This is a genomic window from Salinimicrobium terrae DSM 17865 (genome assembly GCF_000424665.1).
In the GTDB taxonomy this organism is placed as follows: domain Bacteria; phylum Bacteroidota; class Bacteroidia; order Flavobacteriales; family Flavobacteriaceae; genus Salinimicrobium; species Salinimicrobium terrae.
Map to the genome: position 1 here is coordinate 279162 of NZ_AUKI01000017.1, position 26791 is coordinate 305952.

Sequence of the window (26791 nt, forward strand, 5' to 3'; positions counted from 1 at the left end):
CAATTTTTGGATCATATAAAAATTCCGGTTTAATTTTTCTTTTTGTGAGAACCTTCTGCTCCACAAAAGTTCCAATTTCTAAAAAAAAGTAACCAATCTATTGCAGTTTAACCAGTCTCTAACAATAAAAATGGGTTTTCCTAAAGGAAATCCTAACCTATAGGTGCGAAAAGTGGCAAAAAGGAGGACCTTTTAGTAATCTTTACTTTTTAGAATATCTATAAAATCCATTTCTATCTTATAAGGTGATGCTTAAGGAAGGAGTAGATTTAGATAAAAAAAGATGACTTAATTTAAATAAGGCCACTAAAATAGAATTCTCTAAAAGTTTTCTTAAATCCAAATAGGAGTTATATTTGTTTTACAGGCTTCGAATTAAATCTACCACTGTTGAGACACCTCTTTTTACTCTTTTTGTTGCTCAGCCTTACACTTGAGAGTCAGGAACTTCCACCTGTCACAAATTTTTCTCCCAGTCAATATGGCGCCGGAAACCAGAACTGGATGGTTTCTCAGGGAGCTGATAAGAAGATCTATGTCGCAAATAATTCAGGACTGCTTCAATTTGATGGGGAGCACTGGAACCTTTATGAAGTTCCCGGGGAAACCGCTGTCCGTTCAGTTTTGGCTACAGAGGATCATATCTACACCGGAGCCTATATGGAATTTGGTTTTTGGACGGCAGAAGAAAATGGAAGGCTTGAATATACTTCTTTAAAAGATTCAGTAGTTACGGGTCTTGTTGACGGAGAACAGTTCTGGGATATAAAGGAGGTGGATGATCACATTGTTTTTCAGAGTCATCAGCAGCTCTACAGCTTTAATAAGAAGACCGGAAAAGTGACCACTGTGGTTACCGAAAGAAATATTTCTAACCTTTTCGGGGTAAGGAATAAAATTTATTACCAGGTAGCTGAAAAAGGCCTTTTTGTCATTGAAGATGGAATTGGAAGATCTTTTGTTTCGGAAGATGAGATCGGGAACAAACAAATTGTAGGTTTATTTCCTTATTCGGATGATAAGATGCTGGCAATTACCCGTGATGACGGAGTCTTCATTATTACCGGGAATAAATGGGAAGCCTTGCCAATAGAAAATTATCCTACCTCTGTAAGTTTTTTTTCAGCCCTTTATCTAAGGGATGGTTCCCTTGCTCTTGGAAGTATAGGGGAGGGACTATACATTTTAGGTATGGATGGAATAATGCAGTACCACCTGTCTCAACCCACCCTCCTCAACAATACCTTACTTGCCGTCACCGAAGATTCGGAAGGGAATATTTGGGGTGGACTGGATAATGGTATAGCGGTTATTAACAAAGAAAGTCCCTTTCGCCTTTTTGTGGATACCTTCGGAAAAATTGGAACTGTGTACTGTAGCGTGGTGGTAGACGGATTGATGTATTTAGGAACAAATCAGGGACTTTATTATCAGGATGCTGAATCTGAAGGTCCCTATTCCCTAATTCCCGGCACCACGGGCCAGGTTTGGAGCCTTAATTATATTAATGGGAGCCTGTATGCAGGACATGACAGGGGGACTTTCAAAATTGAAGGAACTGATGCTGATTTGATTTGGGATGGTCTCGGGACCTGGACAGTTAAGAGAATCGGATCGGGAATTTTACAGGGACATTATAATGGCTTGAGCTATCTCGGGGATGATTCTCCAGACTCCACGGCACATTATCTTGAAGATTTCGATCTGTCTGTACAGCATATGATCGTTGAAAATGATTCGATCATTTGGATAAGCCACTATCATAAAGGGATCTTTCGCCTTGAGCTGGATGAAGAATATTCGAAGGTGGAGAACATTGAAAATTTTAAGATAGAGGAGGAATCCGGTCTGGGTCCAGAGATCTTCAGGTTTGAAGACAGCATCTATTACTCAACAGAAGAAAGGGTCTACATGTACGATAGAGGTAGAAACAGTTTTACTGCCAATAATGAACTAAACCATCTAAGCAGTGAAAACAACAGGATAAGTGGAGCTTCTGAGGTCCTTAGCGATGGTAGTTGGTGGACCTTTGGTGTTGACAAGTTATTTTTTGTCACCCGGGATCCTTTTGAACAAAAACTTGTAGAACGGGATATCCCATTGCCCCTTGAAAACCGAAATATCAGCAAAGGGTTTGAAAACATATCTCTGATAGGAAAAAACCAATATCTGGTAGGGTCTAACGGAGGGTATATCGTATTTTCTTTGCCCCTCGCAGAGATTCCGTCGGGAGAACTTGTTATTGGTGCAGTCGGGACTTCCGCCACAAGAGAAAATTACTCCTTCAATGACCTGCAGGAATCGGGGTTAGACTTAGATAGTCAAATTAATAACATAGCTTTTGCTTTTAGTATTCCCAATTACCAGAGCTTATCCAGGATTGAGTACAGTTATCGGCTACTTAATTATTCCGGGACCTGGTCGCAATGGAATCTTTTAGGTGCGGCGAAATTTGAAAATCTTCCCGCCGGTAGTTATACCTTTCAGGTAAAGGGGAGAACGAATGACAGGGAAACGGGAATAGTAAGTTATGAGTTTTCCATAGCCAAACCCTGGTATTACAGTAGTCTCGCCGTGGCCGGTTATTTCCTCCTGTTTATCCTGGGCTTGCTGGGAATACATTATACGTACCGAAGGAGGCATGAAAAAATCATCAGGGAAAGAGAGAAAAACCTGAGGATGAAAAATCTTGAAGCCGAGCAGCAGATCATCAAACTTCAGAAGGAACACCTGGAAAAAGACATGGCGGAAAAGAATGGCCAGCTGGCTGCCTCCACTATGGCGATAATAAAGAAAAATGAGTTCCTCTCCCATCTCAAGCAGGAGCTAAAGGGAGCCGAGAATCCCAAAGTAAAAAGTGCTATAAAGACTATTGACAGTGAGCTAAGGGAAGAAGACAACTGGAAGATGTTTAAAGAAGCCTTTAAGAATGCCGATAAGGAATTCTTCGACAAAATTAAAAATAAACATCCTGAACTTACTTCCAACGATCTTCGTCTTTGTGCGTATTTAAGATTAAATCTTACTTCCAAAGAAATTGCTCCGCTGATAAACATTTCTGTAAAGAGTGTTGAGATCAAACGTTATCGATTGAGAAAGAAACTAAACTTGCCCCGGGAGGTCAATTTAACAGACTATATAATCGATTTATAGCCTTAACACCACCCAATATTACCTTAACACCACCTCTACATTAAAGGAAATAAATACATTTCTATCTTTTTTTGTATTTCCTTTATTATTAAGTATTCCCTTCTTTTCATCAGTAATTTTAGGGTGTTTGGGTTATCTATACAAGCAACTTTTCTCATGTAGATTTTTTGTAAAGGCGTTTTCTGGATTTTCTTCTTGTTAAGTTAATATATTAGTAACATAATTTTAACAAGCAATTGAGTTCCCAATTTGTGTAATCCCCATTTTAACTTAACTGTGATTTCGTTTCCCGCAATTCGCAAACGATTTCGATTACCGGATGTGCTTTTGGCCAGAATCAATTCAAAATTTATGCACCAACAACTAAATTTAACAGTAAATGAAAATTAAGAATTACTTAATGATTTTATTTATGTTCGTTTCGACCATGATTTGGGCTCAAACGGAGATAATTACAGGTACAGTGATTGATGATTCGGGAATGCCCTTACCTGGGGCCAACGTGATCATCAAGGGAACCTCTACAGGTACCCTTACCGATTTTGATGGAAATTTTTCCATAGAAGCAGCTCCTGGAGATGTGCTGGTTATTTCCTACATAGGTTATACACCACAGGAAGTGGTAGTAACAGATGCCAATGAAATACAAATAAGGTTAACGCAAAGTGCTGCTGCTCTGGAGGAAGTAGTGGTGGTAGGTTACGGTACTCAAAGAAGTGCTTTAGTAACAGGCGCAACAAGTAATGTTTCAGGGGAAGATATTGCCTCTCTTAATCCTGGAACTGCTATGGAGGCACTTCAGGGGGTTGTGGCAGGTGTTAATGTTACCAGGAACAGTGGGGCACCAGGAGCAGGTACGAGAATTACAATCCGAGGTCTAGGAACTATAGGAAATTCTAATCCCCTGTACATTGTCGACGGTGTAGCTGTAGGCAACATAGATTATTTGAACCCTTCAGATATTGAATCCATTAACGTCTTAAAAGATGCAGCTTCTGCAGCTATTTATGGTTCGCGGGCAGCAAACGGTGTAGTTCTGGTAACTACAGTAAAAGGTCGCAACAATAGGGAGGCTCAAATTAGCTACGATACTTATTATGGTATCCAAAACATTTACAGAAATCTGGATCCTCTTAATGCACAGGAGTATATGTACATTATGGACGAAGGGCGTGTGAATGACGGATTGGCACCAAATGATTGGGAAGCAATGCTTAAAAACAATACCTGGTTAAATAATAATTACCCCGGATTAGGTACTCAGCTTGGGGAGGAAATCTGGACAAATCTGCAAAACGGATGGGAAGGAACCAACTGGATTAATGAAATGACGCAGGAAGATGTTCCAATGGTAAGTCATGCTATCAACATTACAGGAGGTAGCGAAGATATTATTTACTCCGTTGGTGCTTCTTACCTCGATCAGGAAGGTATTATAGGTGGTCATATTACAGATGCCGGGTTTAAGAGATTTACAGCCAGGTTGAATACCGAAATGGTATTGAAAAAGAACGATGAACACGCCATTATTACAATAGGAGAGAATTTCACCTATACCAATATTGAGAACAGAAGTGTAGCAACCGGAAATATTTATTATAATGACTTACATAATGCTCTGGTTCAAAATCCATTAATGCCTGCTTACTGGCAACCTGCTATCGACAATAACGTAAATGAATTTGGTTTCACACCTACTTTAGGAGGTATAAGCACAAATCAAACTAACCCTTTGGCTGTAATGTTTTACCGTCATAATTATAATTATGGTAAGGGAAATAATATTGTGGGTAATGTATTTTTAGAAGTTGAACCAATTATGGATTTAAAATTCAGGTCTTCCTATGGTACCAATGCGTGGTTTGGGCATAACAGATCAATGAATCCGACTTATCATTTAGGAGTACTATATCAGGATGATGTCGACGGTGCTCAACAAGGCCAGTACTTTGGGAATGACTGGACATGGACGAACACTCTTTCATACGATTTCAGAGTAGGTGATCATGAATTAAATGCCCTGGTCGGTACCGAATTACTTCAAAACCAAATCAATAATGAGGTTGGTGGTTCCAGGAATAACCTGTTATTTCCAGGCGATCCACGGTATGCTTATGTAAATAATACTCAAAGTCCTGAAAGTATCAACGACATAAATACATGGGGTGCTGACTGGGCTGCCGGTGGTGGTGGTTTGATGTCCTACATGGCAAGAGCACAATACAACTATTTAGAAAAATATCTCTTTAATGCAACAGTACGTGTAGATGGTTCTTCAAACTTTGCAGAAGGTAACAGATGGGGAACATTTCCTTCTGTGTCTGCAGGTTGGGTATTTACAGAAGAGGATTTTATGGGCGATACTTCAGAGCTACTTATTAATTATGCTAAGCTTAGAGCGAGTTGGGGACAGAACGGGAATCAGTCAATTCCTAACTTTATCTACTCCTCGCAAATTGCCTACGTATTTCCGGGATATTTCTTTGGGGATACAAAACCGGTTTCAGGAGTGACAGCCTATCCTGAAAGGGTTACGAATCCTGATGTGACCTGGGAAACTTCAGAACAATTAAATATTGGTTTAGATGCCCGTATGTTCAATTCAAGACTTGGACTAACATTAGACTGGTACAAGAAAACCACGAAAGACTGGTTAGTAGAAGCACCTATTTTAGGAACATTTGGTGCTGGAGCGCCGTTTATCAATGGTGGTGATATCCAAAATACGGGTTTTGAACTCGCAGTAAATTATAATGATAGTTTTGGAGATTTTAATTATGGCATCACTTTAACCGGAGCCCATAATAAAAATGAGGTTACGAGAATTGCCAATGCAGAAGGTATAATTCAGGGGCCTAGTCATGTTCTTTCTCAGGGAACTGCACCAATTTCTAGAGTACAGGTGGGGCAGCCAATCGGTGTGTTCTATGGCTACAAAGCCGATGGAATTTTACAAAATCAGGAGGAAGTTGATGCTTACGTTGGTCCAGATGGAACTCCATATTTTAATGATCAACGTCCCGGAGATGTGCGTTTTGTAGATCTAAACCAGGATGGGGTTATTAATGATTTGGATAAAACCTTCCTTGGGAATCCTAATCCTGACTTTGAGGCAGGTCTCCAGTTGAATCTCGAGTATAGAGGTATTTATGCTAATGCAACACTAACAGGAAAATTTGGACATCAGGTAATGCAATCTTACCGTTCTTTCTCCGATCAGTTTACGCAGAATTATACAACAGGTATTTTCGATCGTTGGCATGGAGAGGGAACTTCTAACACTCTTCCCAGACTGAGCTCTACTTCAAACAGAAATACCCAATTCATTTCTGACATTTTTATGCATGATGCAGATTATGTAAGAGTCAACAATTTAACCCTGGGCTATGATTTTGGCAATATGTTTGAAGCTGCAACGATAAAAAATCTGAATGCGTATATATCTATAAACAACTTACATACGTTTACCGACTATGATGGAATGGATCCTGAAGTACGTTTTGGACATGACACAAGTTGGGCATCAGGTATTGACCTGGGATTATATCCACAGGCAAGAACAGTAATGTTTGGATTGGGTGTTGACTTTTAATATAAAAAAATAAGAATTATGAAAAAAATAAAATATTTTATAGCTCTTTCGACACTGCTTTTTGCAGTTGGTTGTGAAGACTATTTAGAGACAGACAATATTTACGGAAAAAGTTTGGAGACCTATTACAGCACTCCAACTGATATTGAGGAGGCTATGGCCGGGGTTTATAACGCTATTTACGTGCTTACTCCGGAGGGTAGTGAACCAATTGCTGCAAACCTAATGTCAGACATGATGTTAGGTGGTGGGGGACCAGACGATGCATCTGCTAAAAGGGTTGATAATTTTATTGACCCTGCAGAAGATACTTATCGAAGTATGTGGACTCAGTCCTACAATGGTATTGCCAGAACCAATGCAATTATTGAGAAAACGGCAGAAGCAGACTTTTCTTCATACTTTCCTAGTGCAGAAGAAGCGCAGCAATTTAAAGATCAGGCAATCGGGGAAGCACTTTTCATGAGGGCGTTTTTCTACTTTAGATTAGCTAAATTCTTTGGAGGGGTTCCCTTAATTACTGCAGTGGATGACCCTAAAGATGTTCCGAGAGCGTCTTATTCAGAAACTTTTGCACAAATTGCTTCTGACTTAAAATTGGCCATAGAAACTTTGCCTTCTACGCCGTTCCCTACTATTCCGACTGCTACTTATGGTCATGCCAATAAATGGGTAGCTGAAGCTTATATGGGCCGGGTGTATTTATTCTACACCGGATATATGACCCACATGAACGACACTCCTACAAACACATTGCCTTTGGTTGACGGTGGATCTATAGGTGCGTCAGAGGTTACTGCTTATTTGGAAGATGTAATCAATAACAGTGGCTATGCTTTGGCTTCAGACTTTAGAAACCTTTGGCCATATTCTTATGTAAATATAGCTGCAGGAAATGATGAGATTTTGCCATGGGCTGCAGAAGAAGGCTTATCCTGGGTAGGTCAGGATGGAGCTAACCCAACTTTCGGTACCGGAAATTATGAATCCATGTTTGTTCAGAGATTTTCCTTTGGTGATTGGGGATGGAATAATGGGAACATCTATACAAACAGGTTGTCTTTATTTGGTTCAATACGTGGTAACTCCTTAGTTCCTTTTGGAGAAGGTTGGGGTTGGATGACGGTAAACCCAAGATTATGGGCCAATTGGGACGATGAGGACCCAAGAAAGCTAGGTTCTATTCTTCAGGTAGGAGAACCAAACCAGGGAACTGGAAATTGGTCTCTTCCTAATAACCAGGATCATTTCACCGGATTCTACAACAAAAAATACACAGCTCTTCAATACCCTAATGAGGCAGGCACTGTACAGGGAATGTTTGTACAGTTATATGGCTGGGGTAACGCAGATATGCAGTTAATGCATGCCCAGGACTTCATTTTCATGCGTTATGCTGACGTGTTGTTGATGCATTCTGAAATTACAGGTACTGCTGATGGAATGAATGCTGTAAGAGAGAGAGCAGGTTTAGATCCTATTGGTTACTCCTTAGAGGCTTTAAAGCAAGAGCGTTTACATGAATTCGCATTTGAAGGTCTACGCTGGTTTGACTTGGTACGTTGGGGAGATGTTGAGTCAGCATTTAATTATACTCTCAATGTCAGTAATTCAGGTGCGGCTGCTACTTATCAGGTTAATTACAGACCTGAAACCAAAGGCCTTGTTCCAATACCGGAAAGTGAAATTAGATTGTCTAACGGTGTTTATGAGCAAAACCCGGGTTGGTAGAAAAATGATAAATCAAAAATTTATAGAGATGAAAATTAATAAAATAGGGAGTTTGTTTATCGCTTCTTTGGTTCTGCTTTTCTCTGGCTGTGAACCGGAAGTAGATGAGATGAATTTAGACAACACCACCGATGTGGCAGGTGTAGAATTGATAGCTACCCAAAGTACTCCGGGCGGTAATAAAATTACCTTGAATATGGATACTCCTGGTGTCACGGGGTATTGGGATTATAATCTTGGTAAAGCCCTGACTAACAAAACTACCATTGTATATCCTATTCCGGGAACAGCCACTTTTACTTTTGTGGGAACTTTAGGTGCTGAATTTTTTACAAAAACAATTGAGGTTGAAATAGAGCAGCTGGATAATGCTTTAGATCAGGATTGGTATGATCTCGTTGGGGAAAACACAGCAGAAGGTAAGACCTGGGTTTTTGATGGAGGTCCCGCGCCCGATGGCGGATTGTGGTGGTTCATGTCTCCTCCAGGAGATAAAGCTGGTGCTTGGACTGTATGGTGGAATGCTGCAGGAACCTGCTGTCCACCGGCTGATGCAACAGGCGAAATGAAATTTGACCTCGGTGGTGCTGCTAATTTTACTTATTATGCCAGTGAAGGGGCTGATGCACAAATGGGAAGCTTTGTTCTTGATGTGGCTAACCAGCAGTTAATAATTAATGATGCAAATATTTTAGGAGCTGAAGCACCACGAGGAAATCCTGCTGGTGTATATCAAATAGTTTCTTTAACAGAAGACGAGTTAGTTCTATACGTTCCCAATAATGAAGGTGGAACTGGTTGGACCTGGGTTTTCAAACCTAAAGGATCTGGAGAGACTGATGGCGGATCAACCGGGACACTTGGACTTCCTTTAAGTTTTGATGGATCTGACGATTATGTTGGCTCCTCTTCTGGAGTTGATTTTAATGTAGTAACTAATCCTCAGCAATCTGGTATTAATCCTACTGCAATCATGGTTGGTGAAGTTATCATGCCCGGAGGTCAATATGATGCATTGACTATTTCTTTGGCTAATGCTATAGATTTTTCAGGCTCTAATAAGACTATAATAATGAAAGTTTATTCTGAAACTCCATATCCTGTATTATTTAAACTGGAAACCGGTGTAAATGGTGAAAGAGCTAATGAGGTTGAAGTCAACCATGGTGGTACGGGATGGGAAGAATTAACTTTTGATTTTAATAATGCGAGAAAAAGTTACATCGATGGTAACCAGGGAGCCGGAGAGGCATTTGTTCCAACTGGACAATATGATACTTTTTCTATTTTCTTGGATTTTGGAGGAACTACATCTGGTACCTTCTATATAGATGATATCGAACAAGATTAGAAAGAAAACACTGTTCAATATTAGAATTGTTAAGTTTTGATCATCAAAATCCTGGTAGTTAGCTACCAGGAGATGATCTTGACCAGGAGGCTAGTATGGCACATTTAAATATTTGTTGTACCGATATTAGTACCTGAGGGACAATCTTAAGAATAACCAGGTTTTAAAGTTAGCAGTTCAAAGTTCCAATAAAGAAATTCTTTCAAAACTAAGCTGCTGCCTATTGAATTATTATCCTTTTTCAGAAGGAAAGGATAGAATAAAAAAGAGGGCAACTGGCCCTCTTTTTTTTAAAAAAAATTCACCTCTCCTTCTTTTTTATTTATGGCATATGAACAGATATTTTAATGTTAGTAATCCTTTGTTTTCACTAGGTTTTTTCGTATTAATATTATTTTCCTGTGAAGCAAACACAGATGATGATCTTGCTTCATCATCAGAACCAATAATTCCCACTAATCTTACACTTGATATTAGCATTGTCGGTGCCGACAGTACTAATCCTTATGGTGATGGTACAGGTGTGATAAATATTGTAGCTAATGCAGAAAATGCGATCCGGTATGAATTTAGGTTTGGGAATGGAGTAGTGGTCACTAACACCACAGGAATTGTGCAACATACCTATACCAAAAAAGAATTACATACCTATACGGTTTCAGTCTCTGCTTACTCAAAAAACAACAGATCTGTAAGTACCTCAGAACAAATTGAAATTCTTGTTGAACGTCAGCCTTTTAATAATCTGGTTTTTTATGATGAATTTGATGTTGATGGCAGTCCAGACGATTCAAAGTGGGGTTATAATGTTGGAATTGGAAATAATGGTTGGGGTAATGGAGAAAAGCAGTACTATACTAATAGACCAGAGAATGTGAGGGTTGAAGATGGATTGCTTAAAATTACTGCTAAAAAAGAAAATTATGGAAACTCGGCTTATACCTCAGCGCGACTTCTAACAGAAGGTAAATTTGATTTTACCTATGGGAAAGTTGAAGTCAGGGCGAAATTGCCATATGGTGAAGGTACCTGGCCGGCTATCTGGATGCTTGGTTCCAACATAAGCACCGTTAGCTGGCCCGCATGTGGTGAAATTGACATTATGGAACATTGGGGTCATAATCAGGGTATAGTTCAAAGTGCTTTGCACACACCTTCTAGTTTTGGCGACACCAGAAACCACGGTTCTCAAAATATTGAGGATGTTTCAACAGCTTTTCATGTTTACGCGGTTGAATGGGACTCTGAGGAAATTATTTTTTCTGTTGATGGCGAAGTGCATTACACATATAATCCGGCGAACAAGAACAATGAGACCTGGCCTTTTAACAAAGACCAATTTTTAATTCTGAATGTAGCTATGGGTGGAAGCTGGTTTTCTATAGATCCCAACTTCGAGTCGTCAACCATGGAGGTGGACTATGTGAGAATATATCAATAGGTGAAAAAAGGGGCATGGAACCAGGCCTAATGAATATATATTATAACTACAACATTCAAGTTAGGTGTTTTTAAAATATTTGTGTGGGAGTAACCCCAACTAAACTAAAGCAATGAAAAAATTCATCTTTTCTGTCTTTCTCATAATGTCCTTTGCAGGATTCTCACAGGAAATTCCATCTTCTCAATTCCTTCACACCAGTGATCAAAAGATTGTTGATAGGAATGGCGAAAATGTACTTCTCAGAGGAATAGGACTGGGAGGACATATGCTGCAGGAAGGATACATGCTAAAAGTTCCCTTTTCGGGTCAGCAGTATGTGATCCGCGAACATATTGAGGAGCTGATAGGAGAGGAAAAGACAGAAGAATTTTATCTGGCCTGGCTAAACAATCACACCCGTAAAGTCGATATTGATTCTCTTAAGAGCTGGGGCTTTAATTCCGTACGGCTTCCAATGCACTATAACCTGTACACGCTGCCGGTAGAAGAAGAGCCGGTAAAAGGAGATAATACCTGGTTGGAAAAAGGCTTTGTCATGACTGACTCACTTCTCAGCTGGGCAGAGGCAAATGAAATGTATCTGATTCTGGACATGCACGCTGCACCGGGAGGTCAGGGACATGATGTAAATATTTCCGATCGTGATCCTTCCAAACCCTCGCTTTGGGAAAGTGATGAAAACCGGCAGAAACTGGTGGCGCTTTGGAAAAAAATTGCTGAAAGATATAAAGATGAACCATGGATTGGAGCCTATGATATTATAAATGAGCCAAACTGGACCTTCGAGGAAGGGAAGCACAAACACGGAATTGAGGATTCTCACAACGCTCCCCTTAAGAAAATAATGGTTGAGATCACAAAGGCAATTAGGGAAGTAGATAAAAATCATATAATTATCATTGAAGGAAATGGCTGGGGGAACAACTACAACGGGATTCTTCCGCCCTGGGATGATAACATGGTCATAAGCTTCCACAAATACTGGAATTACAACGACAAGGCTTCAATTCAGCAGTTTCTTGATTTCAGGGAAAAATACAACACTCCAGTGTGGCTCGGGGAAACAGGAGAAAATTCCAATGTCTGGTTTACAGATGCCATTAGGCTTATGGAAGAAAATAACATTGGCTGGGCTTGGTGGCCGCTCAAAAAATTAGGTTTTAATAATCCTCTTGAGGTCATAGTAAATCCGGGATATCAGAAGATTCTTGATTATTGGAAAGGGGAAGCCGAAAAACCTTCAGAAGCCCAGGCGTACGAAGCCTTAATGCAACTTACTGAGAACACCAGGTTAGAAAACAATTACTATCACAAAGGAGTTGTGGATGCTATGATCCGGCAGCCGCATTCAGATAAAGCCATTCCTTTTGAGGAGATTTTGGTTGAAGATGAGGTAGTTCTCAAAGCTGCCAATTATGACATGGGAGAATTGGGAATTGCTTATCATGACAATGTCGCAGGCAACTACTATATCTCTACGGGTGGTGACCGGCAGAGCTGGAACAATGGCAGAACCTACCGGAACGACGGCGTTGATATTTTTCCCATGGAACCCAGAGCAGATTATGCTGACGTCTATGTGGGGGATATGGAAGAAGGGGAATGGATGCAATACAGTTTCCGGGTATCTGAAAATAACAATTTCCAGTTCTCTTTACTAACAGCAGCCAATGCGCCGGGAAAAGCTGCGGTGGAGGTTAATGGAAAAATTTATCCTGCTTTTGTCATTCCCGCAACCGGGGAGAAATGGAAAGAAACTACTATTAAAAACATTCCTCTCAAAAAAGGGGAAAATCAGCTAAGATTTTTGGTGCACAATGGCGGCTTTAAACTGGAGCAGATCAAGATCTCCCGTCAAAACTAAATAATATAAAACTTACAAATGTTTAAATAAGATGAAAATCACACGAATTATACTAGGATTGGGGGTTCTTTTCACCACCGGCTGTGGGGTTAAAGCCCAGAACACAGCAGCCCTACCCACTACAGATGAAATTGCAGCGAGGGCAGATAAAATTTTGTCTCAAATGACTCTTGAAGAAAAGGTGGGACAAATGACACAAGTAACCCTGGATGTCATTGGTGAAGGTGAGAACCGCTATTCAAGCTATGAGCCTTTTACTTTAGACACGGAGCTGGTAAAAAAGGCTGTTGGCGAGTACTATGTTGGTTCTTTTCTAAATACTGCCAATAACAGGGCTCTTCCAAGGGAGAAATGGTATGAAGTCATAAATGGAATCCAAAACATCAACAAAGATGTTACCCGGCTAAATATTCCGGTGATCTATGGAGTGGATATGATCCATGGGGCAACCTATACTGCGGGGGCAACAATGTTTCCTCAACAGATTGGGCAGGCAGCCAGCCGAAACCGTGAATTGGTAGAGCGCGGTGCAGAGATCACAGCTTATGAAACCCGTGCCAGCGGAATTCCGTGGAATTTTTCCCCTGTACTGGATCTTGGAATGGATCCACGTTATTCCAGGATGTGGGAAACCTTTGGGGAAGACCCTTATTTAGCCTCCGTTCTTGGTGTAGCTATGATCGATGGGTACGAAGGGGAGGATAACAATATTGGACATCCGGAGCACATAGCCGCTACTTTAAAGCACTTTTTAGGATACCACGCAGTGATCTCAGGGAAAGACAGGACACCGGCTTATATTCCTGAAGATGCTTTGCGCGAATATCACCTGCCTCCATTTAAGGCGGCAGTAGATGCGGGAGCCCACACTATTATGGTGAATTCCGGAATTATTAACAGTGTTCCAGTCCATGCAAATTATGATTTGCTTACCACCCTTTTAAAAGAAGAACTTGGTTTTGATGGTTTGGTGGTAACAGATTGGGCCGACATTGAAAACCTGCACCGTAGGGATCGCGTAGCCGAGAGTGACCGGGAAGCTATAAAAATGGCTGTCAACGCAGGAATCGACATGTCGATGGTGCCTTATCAATATGAAGTTTTTGTAGATAATCTAATTGATTTAGTAAGAGATGGGGAAGTGGAAGAGTCGAGAATTGACGACGCAGTGAGAAGAATCTTAAAAGTAAAACTTGCTCTTAACCTGTTCGAAACGCCGGTGACCCACTACAGCAATTATCCAAAATTCGGGAGTGAAGAATTTGAGCAGGCTTCCTATGACATGGCTGCAGAATCTATTACCCTTCTGAAGAATGAGGACGATATCCTGCCATTGGGGAAGAACACCAGAGTACTGGTAACAGGTCCAAATGCAAATTCGATGCGCACATTAAACGGTGCCTGGACCTATTCCTGGCAGGGAGAAAAAGTCCCTGAATTCGCCGAAGATTACAATACGGTTTTGGAAGCAGTACAGAATGAAATAGGAGAGGAAAATGTCACCTACCTTCCCGGTGTAAGCTACGTAGAAGGAGGAAAATACTATGAGGAGGAAAAAGATCAATTTAATGAAGCAGTTTCCGCAGCAAAGAACGTGGATTACGTCCTCCTGGTGCTGGGCGAAAATACATATACTGAAAAGCCGGGGGATCTAAATGATCTATACCTGTCGGACGATCAAACAGAATTAGCCCGTGAACTTGCTAAGACAGGCACCCCCGTGATCCTGATTCTTAATGAAGGACGCCCCCGGATTATCAGTAAATTTGAAGAAGGAATGGATGCTATAGTTCAGGCTTATCTCCCCGGCAACTTTGGCGGGGATGCTTTGGCCGATGTCATTTTTGGCGACGTGAACCCTTCCGGGAAACTGCCTTACAACTACCCTCGCTATCCAAACGCACTCATTCCTTACATCCACAAACCTTCCGAAGAGCAGGCAAAAGCTGAAGGCGTCTATGATTATGAAGCCGATTACAATCCGCAGTTTTCTTTTGGGGACGGGCTTAGCTACACCACTTTTGAATATTCAGATTTTAATATCGATAAGAACAGCATCGGCACGAACGGAAATGTTACTGTAATGGTGGACGTGACCAACACGGGCGAGCGCCAGGGCAAAGAAGTGGTCGAACTTTACACTTCAGATCTATACGCGAGTAAAAGCACGCCAGATGTGAGGCGGCTTAGAAAGTTTGAGAAAATAGCCCTGGAACCCGGAGAAACAAAAACGGTGACTTTCATCCTTTATGCTAAAGATTTGGCTTATATAACACCGGAAGGAAAACCCTTGATTGAGCCGGGTGATTTTGAATTAATGATCGAAGACCTAATGCAAACCCTCAAAGTAACCGAATAGGAAATTTTGAAAATAAATTGATTTCGGTTTTTCAGGAACCTTTATAAAACTTGTTCAAATATATCAGAAAAATGAAAACTTATAAACTACTTCTTCTTGGGTTGTTCTGCAGCATTGTCGGCAAAGCTCAGGAAACAAATATTAAAAGTTCAGTGGAAAATGTTGAAACCAAGGTAGATTCTGTCCTGGCTTTAATGACCCTTGAAGAAAAAGTAGGTCAAATGGTGCAATACAGTGGAAGTTGGGATCTCACCGGACCTGCAACCGGCGATCAAAATCAGTACAGAGAAGATAGACTTAAGCAGGGGCTTGTAGGTTCCATGCTTAACGTTCTTTCCCCTGAAGCCACAAGAGAAGCTCAAAAGCTGGTGATGGAAAACTCCCGGTTAGGTATTCCTCTCATGATTGGGTACGATGTTATTCACGGGTATAAGACCATTTTTCCCGTCCCACTTGGTGAAACTGCAAGCTGGGACCTCGATGCGATGGAAAGATCTGCACGTATAGCTGCGATAGAGTCTGTTGCAGATGGAGTGAACTGGACCTTTTCTCCAATGATAGACATTTCCCGGGACGCAAGATGGGGAAGGATCATGGAAGGATCTGGTGAAGATCCTTTTTTGACCTCTAAAGTAGCTGTTGCTAAAATTAAAGGTTATCAGGGAGATGACCTGGCAGATCCTACCACAATTGCTGCAACTGCAAAACATTTTGTAGGATATGGTCTTGCCGAAGCAGGACGGGATTACAATACGGTACACATAGGAGAAAATGAAATGCATAATACCCTTTTACCTCCTTTTAAAGCAGCGGCCGATGCTGGGGTTGCCACGGTTATGAATGCCTTCAACGATCTTGATGGTATCCCTGCAACCGGCCATAGGATCCTGCAAAGAGATATTCTGAAAGGAGACTGGGATTGGGATGGGTTTATTGTTTCAGACTGGGGTTCTATTATTGAAATGGTAAACCATGGGTTTGCAAGAGATAGGAAACACGCTGCTGAAATAGCTGTAAAAGCCGGAAGCGATATGGATATGGAGGGCGGCGCTTACGAGAATGCTCTGGAGGAACTTGTAGAGGAAGGTGAAGTTGATGAAGAATTGATCAACGATGCTGTAAGGCGAATTCTAAGAGTCAAATTCAAAATGGGACTTTTTGAAGATCCTTACAGGTATTCCAATCCTGATTTTGCGGCTACAGTAGACTACGATGAACATAGAGAAGTCGCCAGAGAGATAGCGTCCAAATCTATCGTGCTCCTCAAAAATGAAAAAGAACTGTTACCAATAAAACCATCAGTTAAAAACATTGCCGTAATTGGTCCATTGGCAGATGATAAAGACACTCCAATAGGAAACTGGCGCGCTCAGGGAGAAGCAAATTCCGCTGTGTCACTTTTGGAGGGTATTAGAAATGCCGTAGGTCAAGATGTTAATGTGACTTATGCAAAAGGTGCCGATCTCGGAATGGGAGAGCGAAGTTTTTTAAAGCCTCTGAAGATAAATGAAACCGATACATCTGGTTTTGCTGATGCTATCGCAAAAGCAAAAGAAGCAGACCTTGTTGTTCTGGCTCTTGGAGAAGATGCTTTCCAGACCGGGGAAGGAAGAAGCCAGGTGGATATTGGATTAGCCGGAGTACAGGATGAGCTCCTTCAGGAAATATATAAGGTGAACAAGAATGTAGTTCTTGTACTGCAAAATGGGAGACCACTTGAAATTAGCTGGGCGGCCGAAAACGTGCCTGCCATAGTAGAAGCCTGGTTGCTAGGTACCGAAAGCGGAAACGCCATTGCCGATGTTCTCTTCGGAAAGTATAATCCTTCCGGAAAGCTTCCTGTATCTTTTCCCAGAGCTGTAGGTCAGGAGCCGCTTTACTATAACCAGAAAAACACAGGCCGGCCAAGTAATCCTACAGATGTGACTTATTCAGCTTACACAGATGAAGAAAAGACGGCTCTTTATCCGTTTGGTTATGGTCTTAGTTATACCACTTTCGAGTATGGGGATATCAATTTGTCTTCTAAAGAAATGACTCAGGAGGGCTCAATAGAAGTTACTGTTCCTGTTACCAATTCCGGAAGCAAAGCCGGTAGGGAAGTGGTGCAGCTTTATCTTCGGGACATGGTGGCCAGTACCACAAGACCTGTCATTGAGCTGAAAGGATTTGAACTGGTTGATTTACAGCCGGGCGAGACTAAAGAAGTTACCTTTACAATTACTAATGACCTTCTGGAATTTTACAATGCAGAAAAGAAATGGACATCAGAACCCGGGGAATTTCGGGTAATGGTAGGAGGAAACTCGCGGGACCTAAAAATGGATAGCTTTGAACTGCAATAAAAAGGGAGCCTCAAAAATGCCATTTTTGACACCTGATATTTAGTCTACCTTTTATTATTATAAGTAATTACGTTATGAAAATGTATATAAAACTATTCCAATCGGCGCTTGTGTTGTTTTTCTGCGGAATTTTGAATTCCCAGGAATTCCATGTCCCCCAAAGTGCCGACACCCTTTTCTTTGATGACTTTTCCGGAAGTTCTTTAGACAGGGACAAATGGAATGTCATGGGTACCGATTTTTGGGTGAATAATGAGCAGCAAATCTATGTGGATTCCTCGGCAACTGTTTTCACAGTAAAAGGTGCTGAGGCCGGTGGAGTTGATAATGCACTAGTACTAAAAGCTCATTACAGTCCGAATTACATAAACTACCGCGGAAATGATTTTGATTTTATTTCCGGAAGGATCAATACGCGTGATAAAGTGATGTTCACCTACGGTACCGCGGCAGCCAGGATGAAGTTACCTAAAGGTTCTGGTTACTGGCCCGCCTTTTGGGCCCTTGGTGGCGGAGATTGGCCGGAAACCGGTGAAATTGATATAATGGAATACGTCGGTGAAACAGATTGGATCGGGGTCGCCCTACACGGCCCCGGTTATTCCGGAGAAACGCCTCTTGTAAATAAGTTCTTCTTTCCTGAAGGCAAGGATGTGACCGACTGGCATGTGTATTCGGTGGACTGGACTCCCGAAGGATTTGACTTTAGAGTTGACGGCAGGTTGATCTATCGGGTAACTAAACCCATGGTTGAACATTACGGAAAATGGGCTTTTGACAACCCGAAATTCCTTATTCTCAATTTAGCTTTAGGTGGAGCCTATCCTTACAAAACGAACGGAGTGGAAGAGCCTTATAATGGCCTTCCTGCATCCACAGTTGAATTAATTAAGGCTGGAAAGGCAGAAGTGCTTGTAGATTGGGTTTTAATTACGCAGTAGAAGTATTGAATTAGCCAGAGATCCTCTTCAAAAATGACATTTTTGGAGAGGATTTTTTTTGTCGCCTTGCAACCTATTCAGGTTTCTAAACCCTGATAGGGTTTTTCCAGAAAAAAGTCTTGATTCTTGTTTCTTGCAGCGAAGCGATCTTAAATCTTTTTTCAGTTAAGATTTCTTCTTTCGATGAAAAACCTCTTCAGTAGTTCAGATGCTTCCTCCTCTAAAATGCCATTTTTCACTTTCGTTTTTGGGTGTAGTTTTCCTCCCATTTTTCGGTAACCCCTTTCAGGATCTGAAGCTCCAAAGACAAGATTAGAGATTTGGCTCCAGTACAAAGCTCCGGCGCACATTTGGCAGGGTTCCAAAGTGACATACATCGTGCAATCGAGCAGGTATTTTCCGCCCAAAAAATTTGCTGCCGAAGTGATAGCCTGCATTTCTGCGTGGGCGGTCACATCGTTCAGTAGTTCTGTAAGGTTGTGTCCGCGGGCAATGATTTGTTGTTTTGCAACGATCACCACGCCTACAGGAATTTCTCCTTTTTCATAAGCTTGTTGGGCTTCATCAAGAGCCTTCCGCATAAAATAGCTGTCGTCAAAAACTAATTGCATATTCAAAAATACAATTTCAAAATGTACCTTTGTCCTCCATGGCAAAAACTCTTCTTGATACTATCAATTCTCCTGCAGATCTGCGAAAAATTGCACCTGAAAAGCTTCCGCAGCTGGCAGCCGAATTGCGGAAATTTATAATTGAAATAGTTGCTACCAAAGAAGGGCATTTGGGTGCCAGTTTGGGGGTTGTGGAACTTACTTTGGCCTTGCATTACGTCTTTAATACTCCCCAGGATCTTTTGGTCTGGGATGTTGGGCATCAGGCCTACGGGCACAAGATCCTTACCGGTAGAAGAGATAATTTTCACACCAACCGGCAACTGGGCGGCATTAGCGGATTTCCCAAAAGAAACGAGAGCGAATTTGACACTTTTGGAGTGGGACATTCTTCAACTTCGATTTCTGCCGCTTTGGGAATGGCAATAGCTTCGAATTTGAAAGAGGACCTTCAGAAACAACATATAGCAGTAATCGGAGATGCCTCTATTGCCAGCGGGATGGCTTTTGAAGGACTAAACCATGCCGGGGTAACCGATGCTAACCTTTTGATCATTTTAAATGACAATGCGATAGGAATTGACCCCAGCGTTGGTGCCTTGAAAAATTATCTTACCAAAGCCAGGGTGGGATATAAACCGAAGCAAGATAATATTATCGAAGCACTCAATTTCAAATATTTTGGTCCGGTCGACGGTCATGATCTGGAAAGTCTTTTAAGCACGTTGGAGGAACTTAAAAAAGTAGAAGGACCCAAATTCCTTCATGTGATCACCACCAAAGGCAAAGGCCTTAAAAAAGCTGAAGAAGACCAGGTAAAGTATCATGCACCCGGAAAATTTCTTCCCGATACGGGGGAATTACTTCCTTATGATACAGAAGGGCTGCCGCTCAAATTTCAGGACATTTTTGGACTTACTCTGGTGGAGCTGGCAGAAAAGAATAAAAAAATCATTGGGATAACTCCCGCTATGCCTACGGGAAGTTCTCTTAAATACATGATCCAGGCTTTTCCCGAACGTGCCTTTGATGTTGGCATAGCCGAGCAGCACGCAGTTACTCTTGCTGCAGGAATGGCCACACAGGGCCTCATCGTTTACTGTAACATTTACTCAACCTTTCTTCAAAGAGCTTATGACCAGATCATTCACGATGTGGCACTTCAGAATCTACCCGTGATTTTCTGCCTTGATAGGGCAGGTCTCGTAGGAGAAGATGGAGCTACTCATCATGGAGCTTTTGATATTGCCTACTTGAGAGCTGTTCCAAACATGATGATCTTCGCACCTCTTGATGAAGTCGAACTGCGCAACATGCTTTATACAGCTCAAAACGGAGAATTAAAACATCCCCTGGCAATTCGGTATCCACGAGGCAGAGGTTTTGTGGAAGACTGGAAGAAACCTTTCCGGAAAATTCCTTTTGGGAAAGGGCGAATATTACAAGAAGGAAACTCTATTGCCGTTCTCAGCTTCGGTACTATAGGGAAGAACGTAGAAAAGGCATTAGAAAACCTTGAAGGATCTGAAGAAGTGGGCCATTATGATATGCGTTTTGTGAAGCCTCTTGATGCAGAGCTTTTGCATGAAGTTCTTTCCAGGAATAAAATTATTGTTACTGTCGAGGATGGGGTGATAAAAGGCGGAGCAGGATCGGCCATTATGGAGTTTGCACAGGCCAAAGACTATCATCCTAAAATCATCTCCCTGGGATTACCCGATCAATTTCTCGATCATGGAAAAGTGGAAGAATTACAAGAAATAGCAAAAATTGACGTTGAAAGTATAAAAGAATGTCTTCGCGGACTGCTTAAAAAATTGAAATCACCAAATGTATAAGTTCTTCCTTTGCCTCCTTTTTATGTCATGTACCTCTTTTGGCTTTGCGAGAGTAATAGATACCACTACGGTAGATACTACTACCGTAGTGAATGAACAGATCAATTACTGGAAGGAGACTAATAAAGTAGGTGTTAATCTTAGTGAGGTAGCTTTCGTCAACTGGAGCTCGGGAGGTAATAATTCTTTTTCAGCTTTAATGCACGGGCTTTTTGGAAGGAAATATCAAAAGGAACTTTTGAACTGGAATTCTACTCTTGTGGTAAAGTATGGATTCAATGCTCAGGAAGGTAGAGAACTTCGAAAGACGGAGGATAACCTGGAAATAAATTCTAATTTTGGTTACCGTAGGGATTCAATTTCCAACTGGTATTATTCGGCCAAATTTAATTTTAATACCCAGCTCACATACGGGTACCGATATCCTAACACCGAAGCTCCTATTTCAAAATTTATGGCTCCCGGCTACGCTTTTCTGGGAGTAGGAACAGAGTATTCGTCTCCCGAAGAAGATCTTACCATTTATATTTCACCGGTTACTCAAAAATCCACTTTTGTATTGGATCAAAGTTTGGCAAATGAAGGAATGTTTGGGGTTGCACCTGCCATTAGAGACGAGGAGGGAAACATTATAAGTGAAGGAGAAAAAGTGAGGACTGAACTTGGATTTTTAGTAAGCACCGCATTTGCGAAAAAGATTTTTGACAATATAGGATTAACCAACAGTTTGAGGTTGTACTCAGATTATCTCAACAAGTTTGGTAATATCGATGTGGACTGGGAATTAAATCTTGACCTTACTGTAAATGAATACGTCAAAGCCAATGTGGGATCACATCTAAAATATGATGACGACGTAAAATTTAAACAAGACCTTGATGGGGATGGAAACCTGGAAACAGGTGGACCAAGAGTGCAGTTCAAGCAAATTCTCGGGGTAGGCGTCATTTATTCCTTCTGAATAACATCCCTTAAATCTTAATTATTTTCTGAACTACAGTTTTTCCGGCACCTGTGATTTTAACCAGATATACTCCAGAAGCTTCAGTAAGGAGATTAACGTCTATGGGTTTATTGGCTTCTACTGACTCTTGCATAACCTGCACTACCCTTCCTTGAATATTATAAATATAAATAGCCAAGTCTTCGACATCCTCACCAGATACCAGTTCGTAATTCCCTTCAGAAATTGTGGGATAAACCGATATCATATTTTCTTCTACCAATACTTCTCCGCGTTCTTCAGCTTCTTCTCTGGCAGTTTTAAATTGGCCTGAAAATATTCCGCGTCCGTAGGAGCCGGCATAGACCACATTATTACCTTTTTTAAGATCCAAATCTGTAACTTTTACATCGCTCATGCCATTGTAAGACTGGACCCATACCGGTTGGCTGCTGGTGAAGTTCTCTGTAGCCCAAACTCCCAGTTCAGTTCCAACTATGACTTCATCTTCATTCAGTGGATTGGGGAGAATAGAGAGTACAGGTAAATCGGGGAGATTTCCTTCTTTGTTTATCCAGGTAGGATTTGTAGCATTTGCGTTAGCTGTGTACCATATACTTTTCACCCCATAATTATAAAAGGAGACATATAAATCATCCTCAGTTTCCCCATACTCAACATCAGATATACTTCCAACAAATTGAGGTCCCGTGAGCTCCTTCCATGTTGCATTTGAAGGATCACCGTGGGCATTCTCCACCTTAAGAAGTTTAGAGTTAATAAGGCCAAGAATAACCGTGCTGCTTTGGGTTGTAAAAGGAGAGACCGTAACAGCACTTATGGAGGTGTCTAAAAGAGAATTTTCAAGGGAACTTCGGGGTGCGACGGGAGCATTTTGTGTTATTCCATCGTTTCCTAAAACCTCAAGTTGGGTTAGATCATCGTATCTGTAAAGCACTCCTTCAGGACCATTTGAAAAAAGTATATCTAAGTTAGAATCAAGGGCCTGCGGATTTATAAAAAATCCATCTCTATCTTCATTATAGGCAATTAAAGCAAATCCTTCTTTTTCATAATTATAAAGAATTATTAGGTCGTTGTAAACCAGATTTGCTATAAGATACTCTGTATCTACCTGATCAAAAAAGGAATGAGCTCCGTCTCCTCCTAATATTCCAATCGAAACGGGATTTCCATTCTCGATCAATAATGTTCCGTTGTCCTGAGTTCCTCCCAAAAAATAATCTCCACTGGAAAATGATTCAGGAGCCACTGCAACAGAATAGAACTGGGTGGTAATATAATTTGTTTCGGGGGTGATAAATACTTTTGAAGTGCTTGCTGCTGCAAGATCTCGCGCAAAAGAAACTCCGCCGTCATGGCCAAAAATTGCCTGATTAGTATTGTCAGGTCTAAACTTCATCACGTGATGGTCTGCATGAACTTCTGAAACCGGAAGCTCGTCAAGGTTATCATTATCTGCCCATTTGGAAATCTGCTTCCAGGAATCACCGCTGTTGGTGGATCTAAAGAGATCTATCCCGCCGGCATAGACGATCTCATCATTTGTAGGATCAGATTCTATCATAAGATTATAAAAGGCCTGTCCTCTTGCAAAATCATATGGAGGGATGTCAAGATCGGCATCATTTGGTTCGTTAAGAGAAGAAATGGTTTGAAAGGCATCTCTGGTGATCCAGAGAGATGCTTCTTCAGATTGATCTTCGGCAAGAATGTAGAACTTTCCCGGATCTGTAGCAGAAGCTTCTATTTCTGTGCGATAAACATTAGGTACAACGGTAACCAGATTCCAGTTGGTGTCGGTTCCTTTTTCCCGCTTATATATTTTTCCTCCAAATGAATTTTCCACTCCGGGAGAATAGGTTGTGGCGGCCCATATATTTCCGGCGGCATCTGTTTCAAAATCATTAAAAGATTCATCCTCTATTGCCTTGTTCCATGAAGTCCCTCCATCTTTACTTTCGTAAAGACCTCTCTCAAAGTAGCCTAGCAAATTCTGCGGATTTCGTGCGTTGGCATAGAGGTGAGTGGTGACTCCAATAAAGATCTCGGTGCTGCTACCATTATCCCAGGCTTCGATATCGTTGATATAGTAAACTCCTCCTATAATCCGAATACTGGTTCCTCCGCCAGAATTTGAAAATTCTTCAACATCCAAAACTTTGGTCCAGGTGGTACCACCATCCATAGTTTTATAAACTCCCGTACCTACCACATCTCCACCTGTGTATTGTTCTCCGGTACCTGCATACCAAATATTTGGATTTCTTGGATCTACTGTAAGACAGGAGATATTAAGATTCGCCGGTAAGCCTTCTACCCGGCTCCAAATGGAATTTTCATTCGTGATATTATTATTAACCCAAAGGCCGCCACTAATCGCTCCGGCAAAGACTCTATTGCCCGAGGTATTATTAGGGTCGAACAGCAGCACCCTGGTGCGGCCTCCAACATTATTGGGTCCTCTGGAAATCCAGGGATGTTTTTCACTATCACCGGGTGATTTGTTGAATTCCTTGCTTTGCCTTTGTCTTAGAAGTTGTTCATGAAGTTCTCTTACCTTATATGGTTCAGGGTATCCCAAGGCTGGATTCATGGTAAGATATTCCATTTCTTCGTAATATTTCTTGGGCGGCAAAGCCCGCTTGATTCTCTCGAGACGTGAGTACCCTTTGTCTTTGGTAGGTTTCTTCTGCTTCAGAAAACTGGAATGTTTTTCCCGAACTTTTGAAATATTATGTGAAGTAAGATATTCCGGGATAAGATTTAGACCAAAAACTACGGCAAAAAGAATGACCGGAAGTATAAAATTTAAACGTTTATTCATAAAAAGGATCACTAGCTAACTTCCGAAGAAATCGATTCTGCAAAGTACGAAAATTAAATTTTCAGACCTTTAAATTTCTTGAATGAGGAAACAATATTACTGTCTGTTAACGACGAAATATAGCTACATAATTTTATGAGTTTATCATAAACCGGCAAATCCTCAAAATGTTGTGATTCCGGAACCAATTTTAGCACCAGTTTGTTGTAATTGGTTTGGTTCCCATTTGTGGGAAGTAGAGCACTGGTATAGGTATCCAGCAGGTGAGAAAGCATTTGGTAACCCGCGATTTCCTTGCTTACTACTTCCTCACTTTGGTAGATCTTTTCAATGCTAATGTCTATAATATCTGTAATTTGGGCTTCATATTTGCTTTTGTCAAATAAAGACTCATGAAATTCCCCTTTTAGAATAGCCTCTTCGTTGTCCATAAAAATTTCCACAGCTTCTGTAAGAAGAGTGTTTATTGCGAGAGCCCGTAAATAGCTGAGTCTGTCGGCACGGGTCTGCAGATTGTGGTATTTTTTGGTTATAATGGAATCTTTCACCAGATTAATCAGATATTCAAGCGCATATTCCTCCTGAATGAGCCCCAGGTTAATCCCGTCTTCGAAATCTATGATCGTATAGCAAATATCATCGGCTGCTTCCACTAGAAATGCTAATGGATGTCGGCAATAACTTATATTATTTCCTTTGCTTGTTAAAATAAGACCAAGCTCGTTTGCTACCTCTTCAAAAAAGGCTTTTTCTGACTGAAATATTCCGAATTTTTTATCGGCTATACGTGAGGTGGGTTTATGCGGAAGGGATTCCTTGGGATATTTTATAAAGGCCCCTAAAGTGGCATAAGAAAGTCTGATTCCTCCGGGTATGCCCGGCCTGTCCTCGGTAAGGATCTTGAATCCATTAGCATTACCTTCGAATTTAGTTAGATCCTGAAATTCTTCCGGTGAAAGCATTTTCTGAAACCTCTTTCCATTGCCATTGCTGAAATATTCTCCAATTGCCTTCTCTCCCGAATGTCCAAACGGCGGATTCCCAATATCGTGCGCCAAAGCAGCTGCTGCAACGATAGCTCCAAAATCATTCATTTGGTAGCCATGGGTTTTCTCCAGTTGCGGATGCTTCTCCAGGATCTTTTGTCCCGCCAATCGACCAAGGGAACGCCCTACCACCGAAACTTCCAGACTATGAGTAAGCCTCGTGTGTACAAAATCTGTCTTGGAAAGCGGAATCACCTGCGTCTTATCCTGCAGACTCCTAAAAGCTGAAGAAAAAATGATCCTGTCATAGTCCACTTCAAAACCTAACCGGGTAGCATTCTGTTCTTTTCTTAATCTCTTGTTGGTATCTCCTGCTTTCCTCAAGGAAAGCAGCTGCTCCCAGTTCATCATTTGGTAAATTTTTTCACTAAAGCTTCAAAAATAAACAATGAGTAATTAACAATTATCAATTAACAGGTAATAATGAAAATAAGCACCAAATTCCACGCACCAAATTCCAATTAGAGAAGTTTGTTGTTTTGTGTAGAAATCTCTTGAAATAACTTTCACGCAAAGATTGCGAAGAAAAATACAAAGAGCGCAGAAATAGTTTTTTGGAATAATTTCATGCGTCCTCTGCAAAATCTTTGCGCACTTTGCCAGAAATTACCCTAATAAGACATCTGCGCATAACAGCGAGATCAGCGGGAAAAAATTAGCACCAGAAAAATTTGATTCCCCTGGACAATTTCCTGAGCCCGTTTAGCCAAATAAATCTTCTGGCT

At 41.2% G+C, this 26791-nt stretch carries 14 protein-coding genes; 11 read left to right on the plus strand and 3 right to left on the minus strand.

The window, feature by feature from the left end:
- The first annotated feature begins 390 nt into the window (after window positions 1-390).
- The 9 genes from H148_RS0108585 (at window position 391) to H148_RS0108625 (ending at window position 18780) form a co-directional block, all read left to right on the plus strand.
- Window positions 391-3153 carry a helix-turn-helix and ligand-binding sensor domain-containing protein gene (locus H148_RS0108585; protein ID WP_156877230.1) on the plus strand — a complete coding sequence of 921 codons (2763 nt, stop codon included), beginning with the start codon at window positions 391-393 and terminating at the stop codon, window positions 3151-3153.
- Between the two features lie 379 nt (window positions 3154-3532).
- Window positions 3533-6745, plus strand: coding sequence for a SusC/RagA family TonB-linked outer membrane protein (locus H148_RS0108590; protein ID WP_029034439.1), 3213 nt, complete (start codon window positions 3533-3535; stop codon window positions 6743-6745).
- An 18-nt stretch (window positions 6746-6763) separates the two neighbouring features.
- Window positions 6764-8476, plus strand: coding sequence for a RagB/SusD family nutrient uptake outer membrane protein (locus tag H148_RS0108595; RefSeq protein ID WP_029034440.1), 1713 nt, complete (start codon window positions 6764-6766; stop codon window positions 8474-8476).
- Window positions 8477-8504: 28 nt separating this feature from the next.
- Complete coding sequence (locus tag H148_RS18735) at window positions 8505-9827, plus strand: hypothetical protein (protein WP_211222984.1); 1323 nt, start codon at window positions 8505-8507, stop codon at window positions 9825-9827.
- Between the two features lie 331 nt (window positions 9828-10158).
- Complete coding sequence (locus H148_RS0108605; RefSeq protein ID WP_083961627.1) at window positions 10159-11268, plus strand: family 16 glycosylhydrolase; 1110 nt, start codon at window positions 10159-10161, stop codon at window positions 11266-11268.
- A 112-nt stretch (window positions 11269-11380) separates the two neighbouring features.
- Window positions 11381-13135, plus strand: coding sequence for a cellulase family glycosylhydrolase (locus tag H148_RS0108610; protein WP_029034442.1), 1755 nt, complete (start codon window positions 11381-11383; stop codon window positions 13133-13135).
- 31 nt (window positions 13136-13166) lie between these two features.
- The gene (locus tag H148_RS0108615; RefSeq protein ID WP_029034443.1) at window positions 13167-15494 is read left to right on the plus strand and encodes a glycoside hydrolase family 3 N-terminal domain-containing protein; all 2328 of its coding nucleotides are present in this window, start codon (window positions 13167-13169) and stop codon (window positions 15492-15494) included.
- A gap of 71 nt (window positions 15495-15565) precedes the next feature.
- Entirely contained in the window at window positions 15566-17839 is a 2274-nt protein-coding gene (bglX, locus tag H148_RS0108620) for a beta-glucosidase BglX (protein ID WP_037324873.1), read from the plus strand.
- A gap of 74 nt (window positions 17840-17913) precedes the next feature.
- Entirely contained in the window at window positions 17914-18780 is an 867-nt protein-coding gene (locus H148_RS0108625) for a glycoside hydrolase family 16 protein (protein ID WP_029034445.1), read from the plus strand.
- 161 nt (window positions 18781-18941) lie between these two features.
- Here H148_RS0108625 and H148_RS0108630 read toward each other — a convergent pair whose 3' ends face one another.
- Window positions 18942-19391, minus strand: a complete 450-nt coding sequence (locus H148_RS0108630; protein ID WP_029034446.1) for a nucleoside deaminase — start codon at window positions 19389-19391, stop codon at window positions 18942-18944.
- Between the two features lie 38 nt (window positions 19392-19429).
- Here H148_RS0108630 and H148_RS0108635 point away from each other — a divergent pair, with 38 nt between their 5' ends.
- A complete protein-coding gene (locus tag H148_RS0108635) occupies window positions 19430-21229 on the plus strand; it encodes a 1-deoxy-D-xylulose-5-phosphate synthase (protein ID WP_029034447.1) in 1800 nt (599 codons plus the stop codon).
- Window positions 21222-22190: a DUF3078 domain-containing protein gene (locus tag H148_RS0108640; protein WP_051286321.1), complete on the plus strand. Its 969-nt coding sequence runs from the start codon at window positions 21222-21224 to the stop codon at window positions 22188-22190. Before H148_RS0108635 ends, H148_RS0108640 begins: the two co-directional genes overlap by 8 nt.
- Window positions 22191-22200: 10 nt before the next feature.
- Here H148_RS0108640 and H148_RS0108645 read toward each other — a convergent pair whose 3' ends face one another.
- On the minus strand, window positions 22201-25020 hold the full coding sequence (locus H148_RS0108645) for a T9SS type A sorting domain-containing protein (protein ID WP_029034449.1): 2820 nt from the start codon (window positions 25018-25020) through the stop codon (window positions 22201-22203).
- Window positions 25021-25073: 53 nt separating this feature from the next.
- On the minus strand, window positions 25074-26414 hold the full coding sequence (locus H148_RS0108650) for a deoxyguanosinetriphosphate triphosphohydrolase (RefSeq protein WP_029034450.1): 1341 nt from the start codon (window positions 26412-26414) through the stop codon (window positions 25074-25076).
- Window positions 26415-26791: the final 377 nt, after the last annotated feature.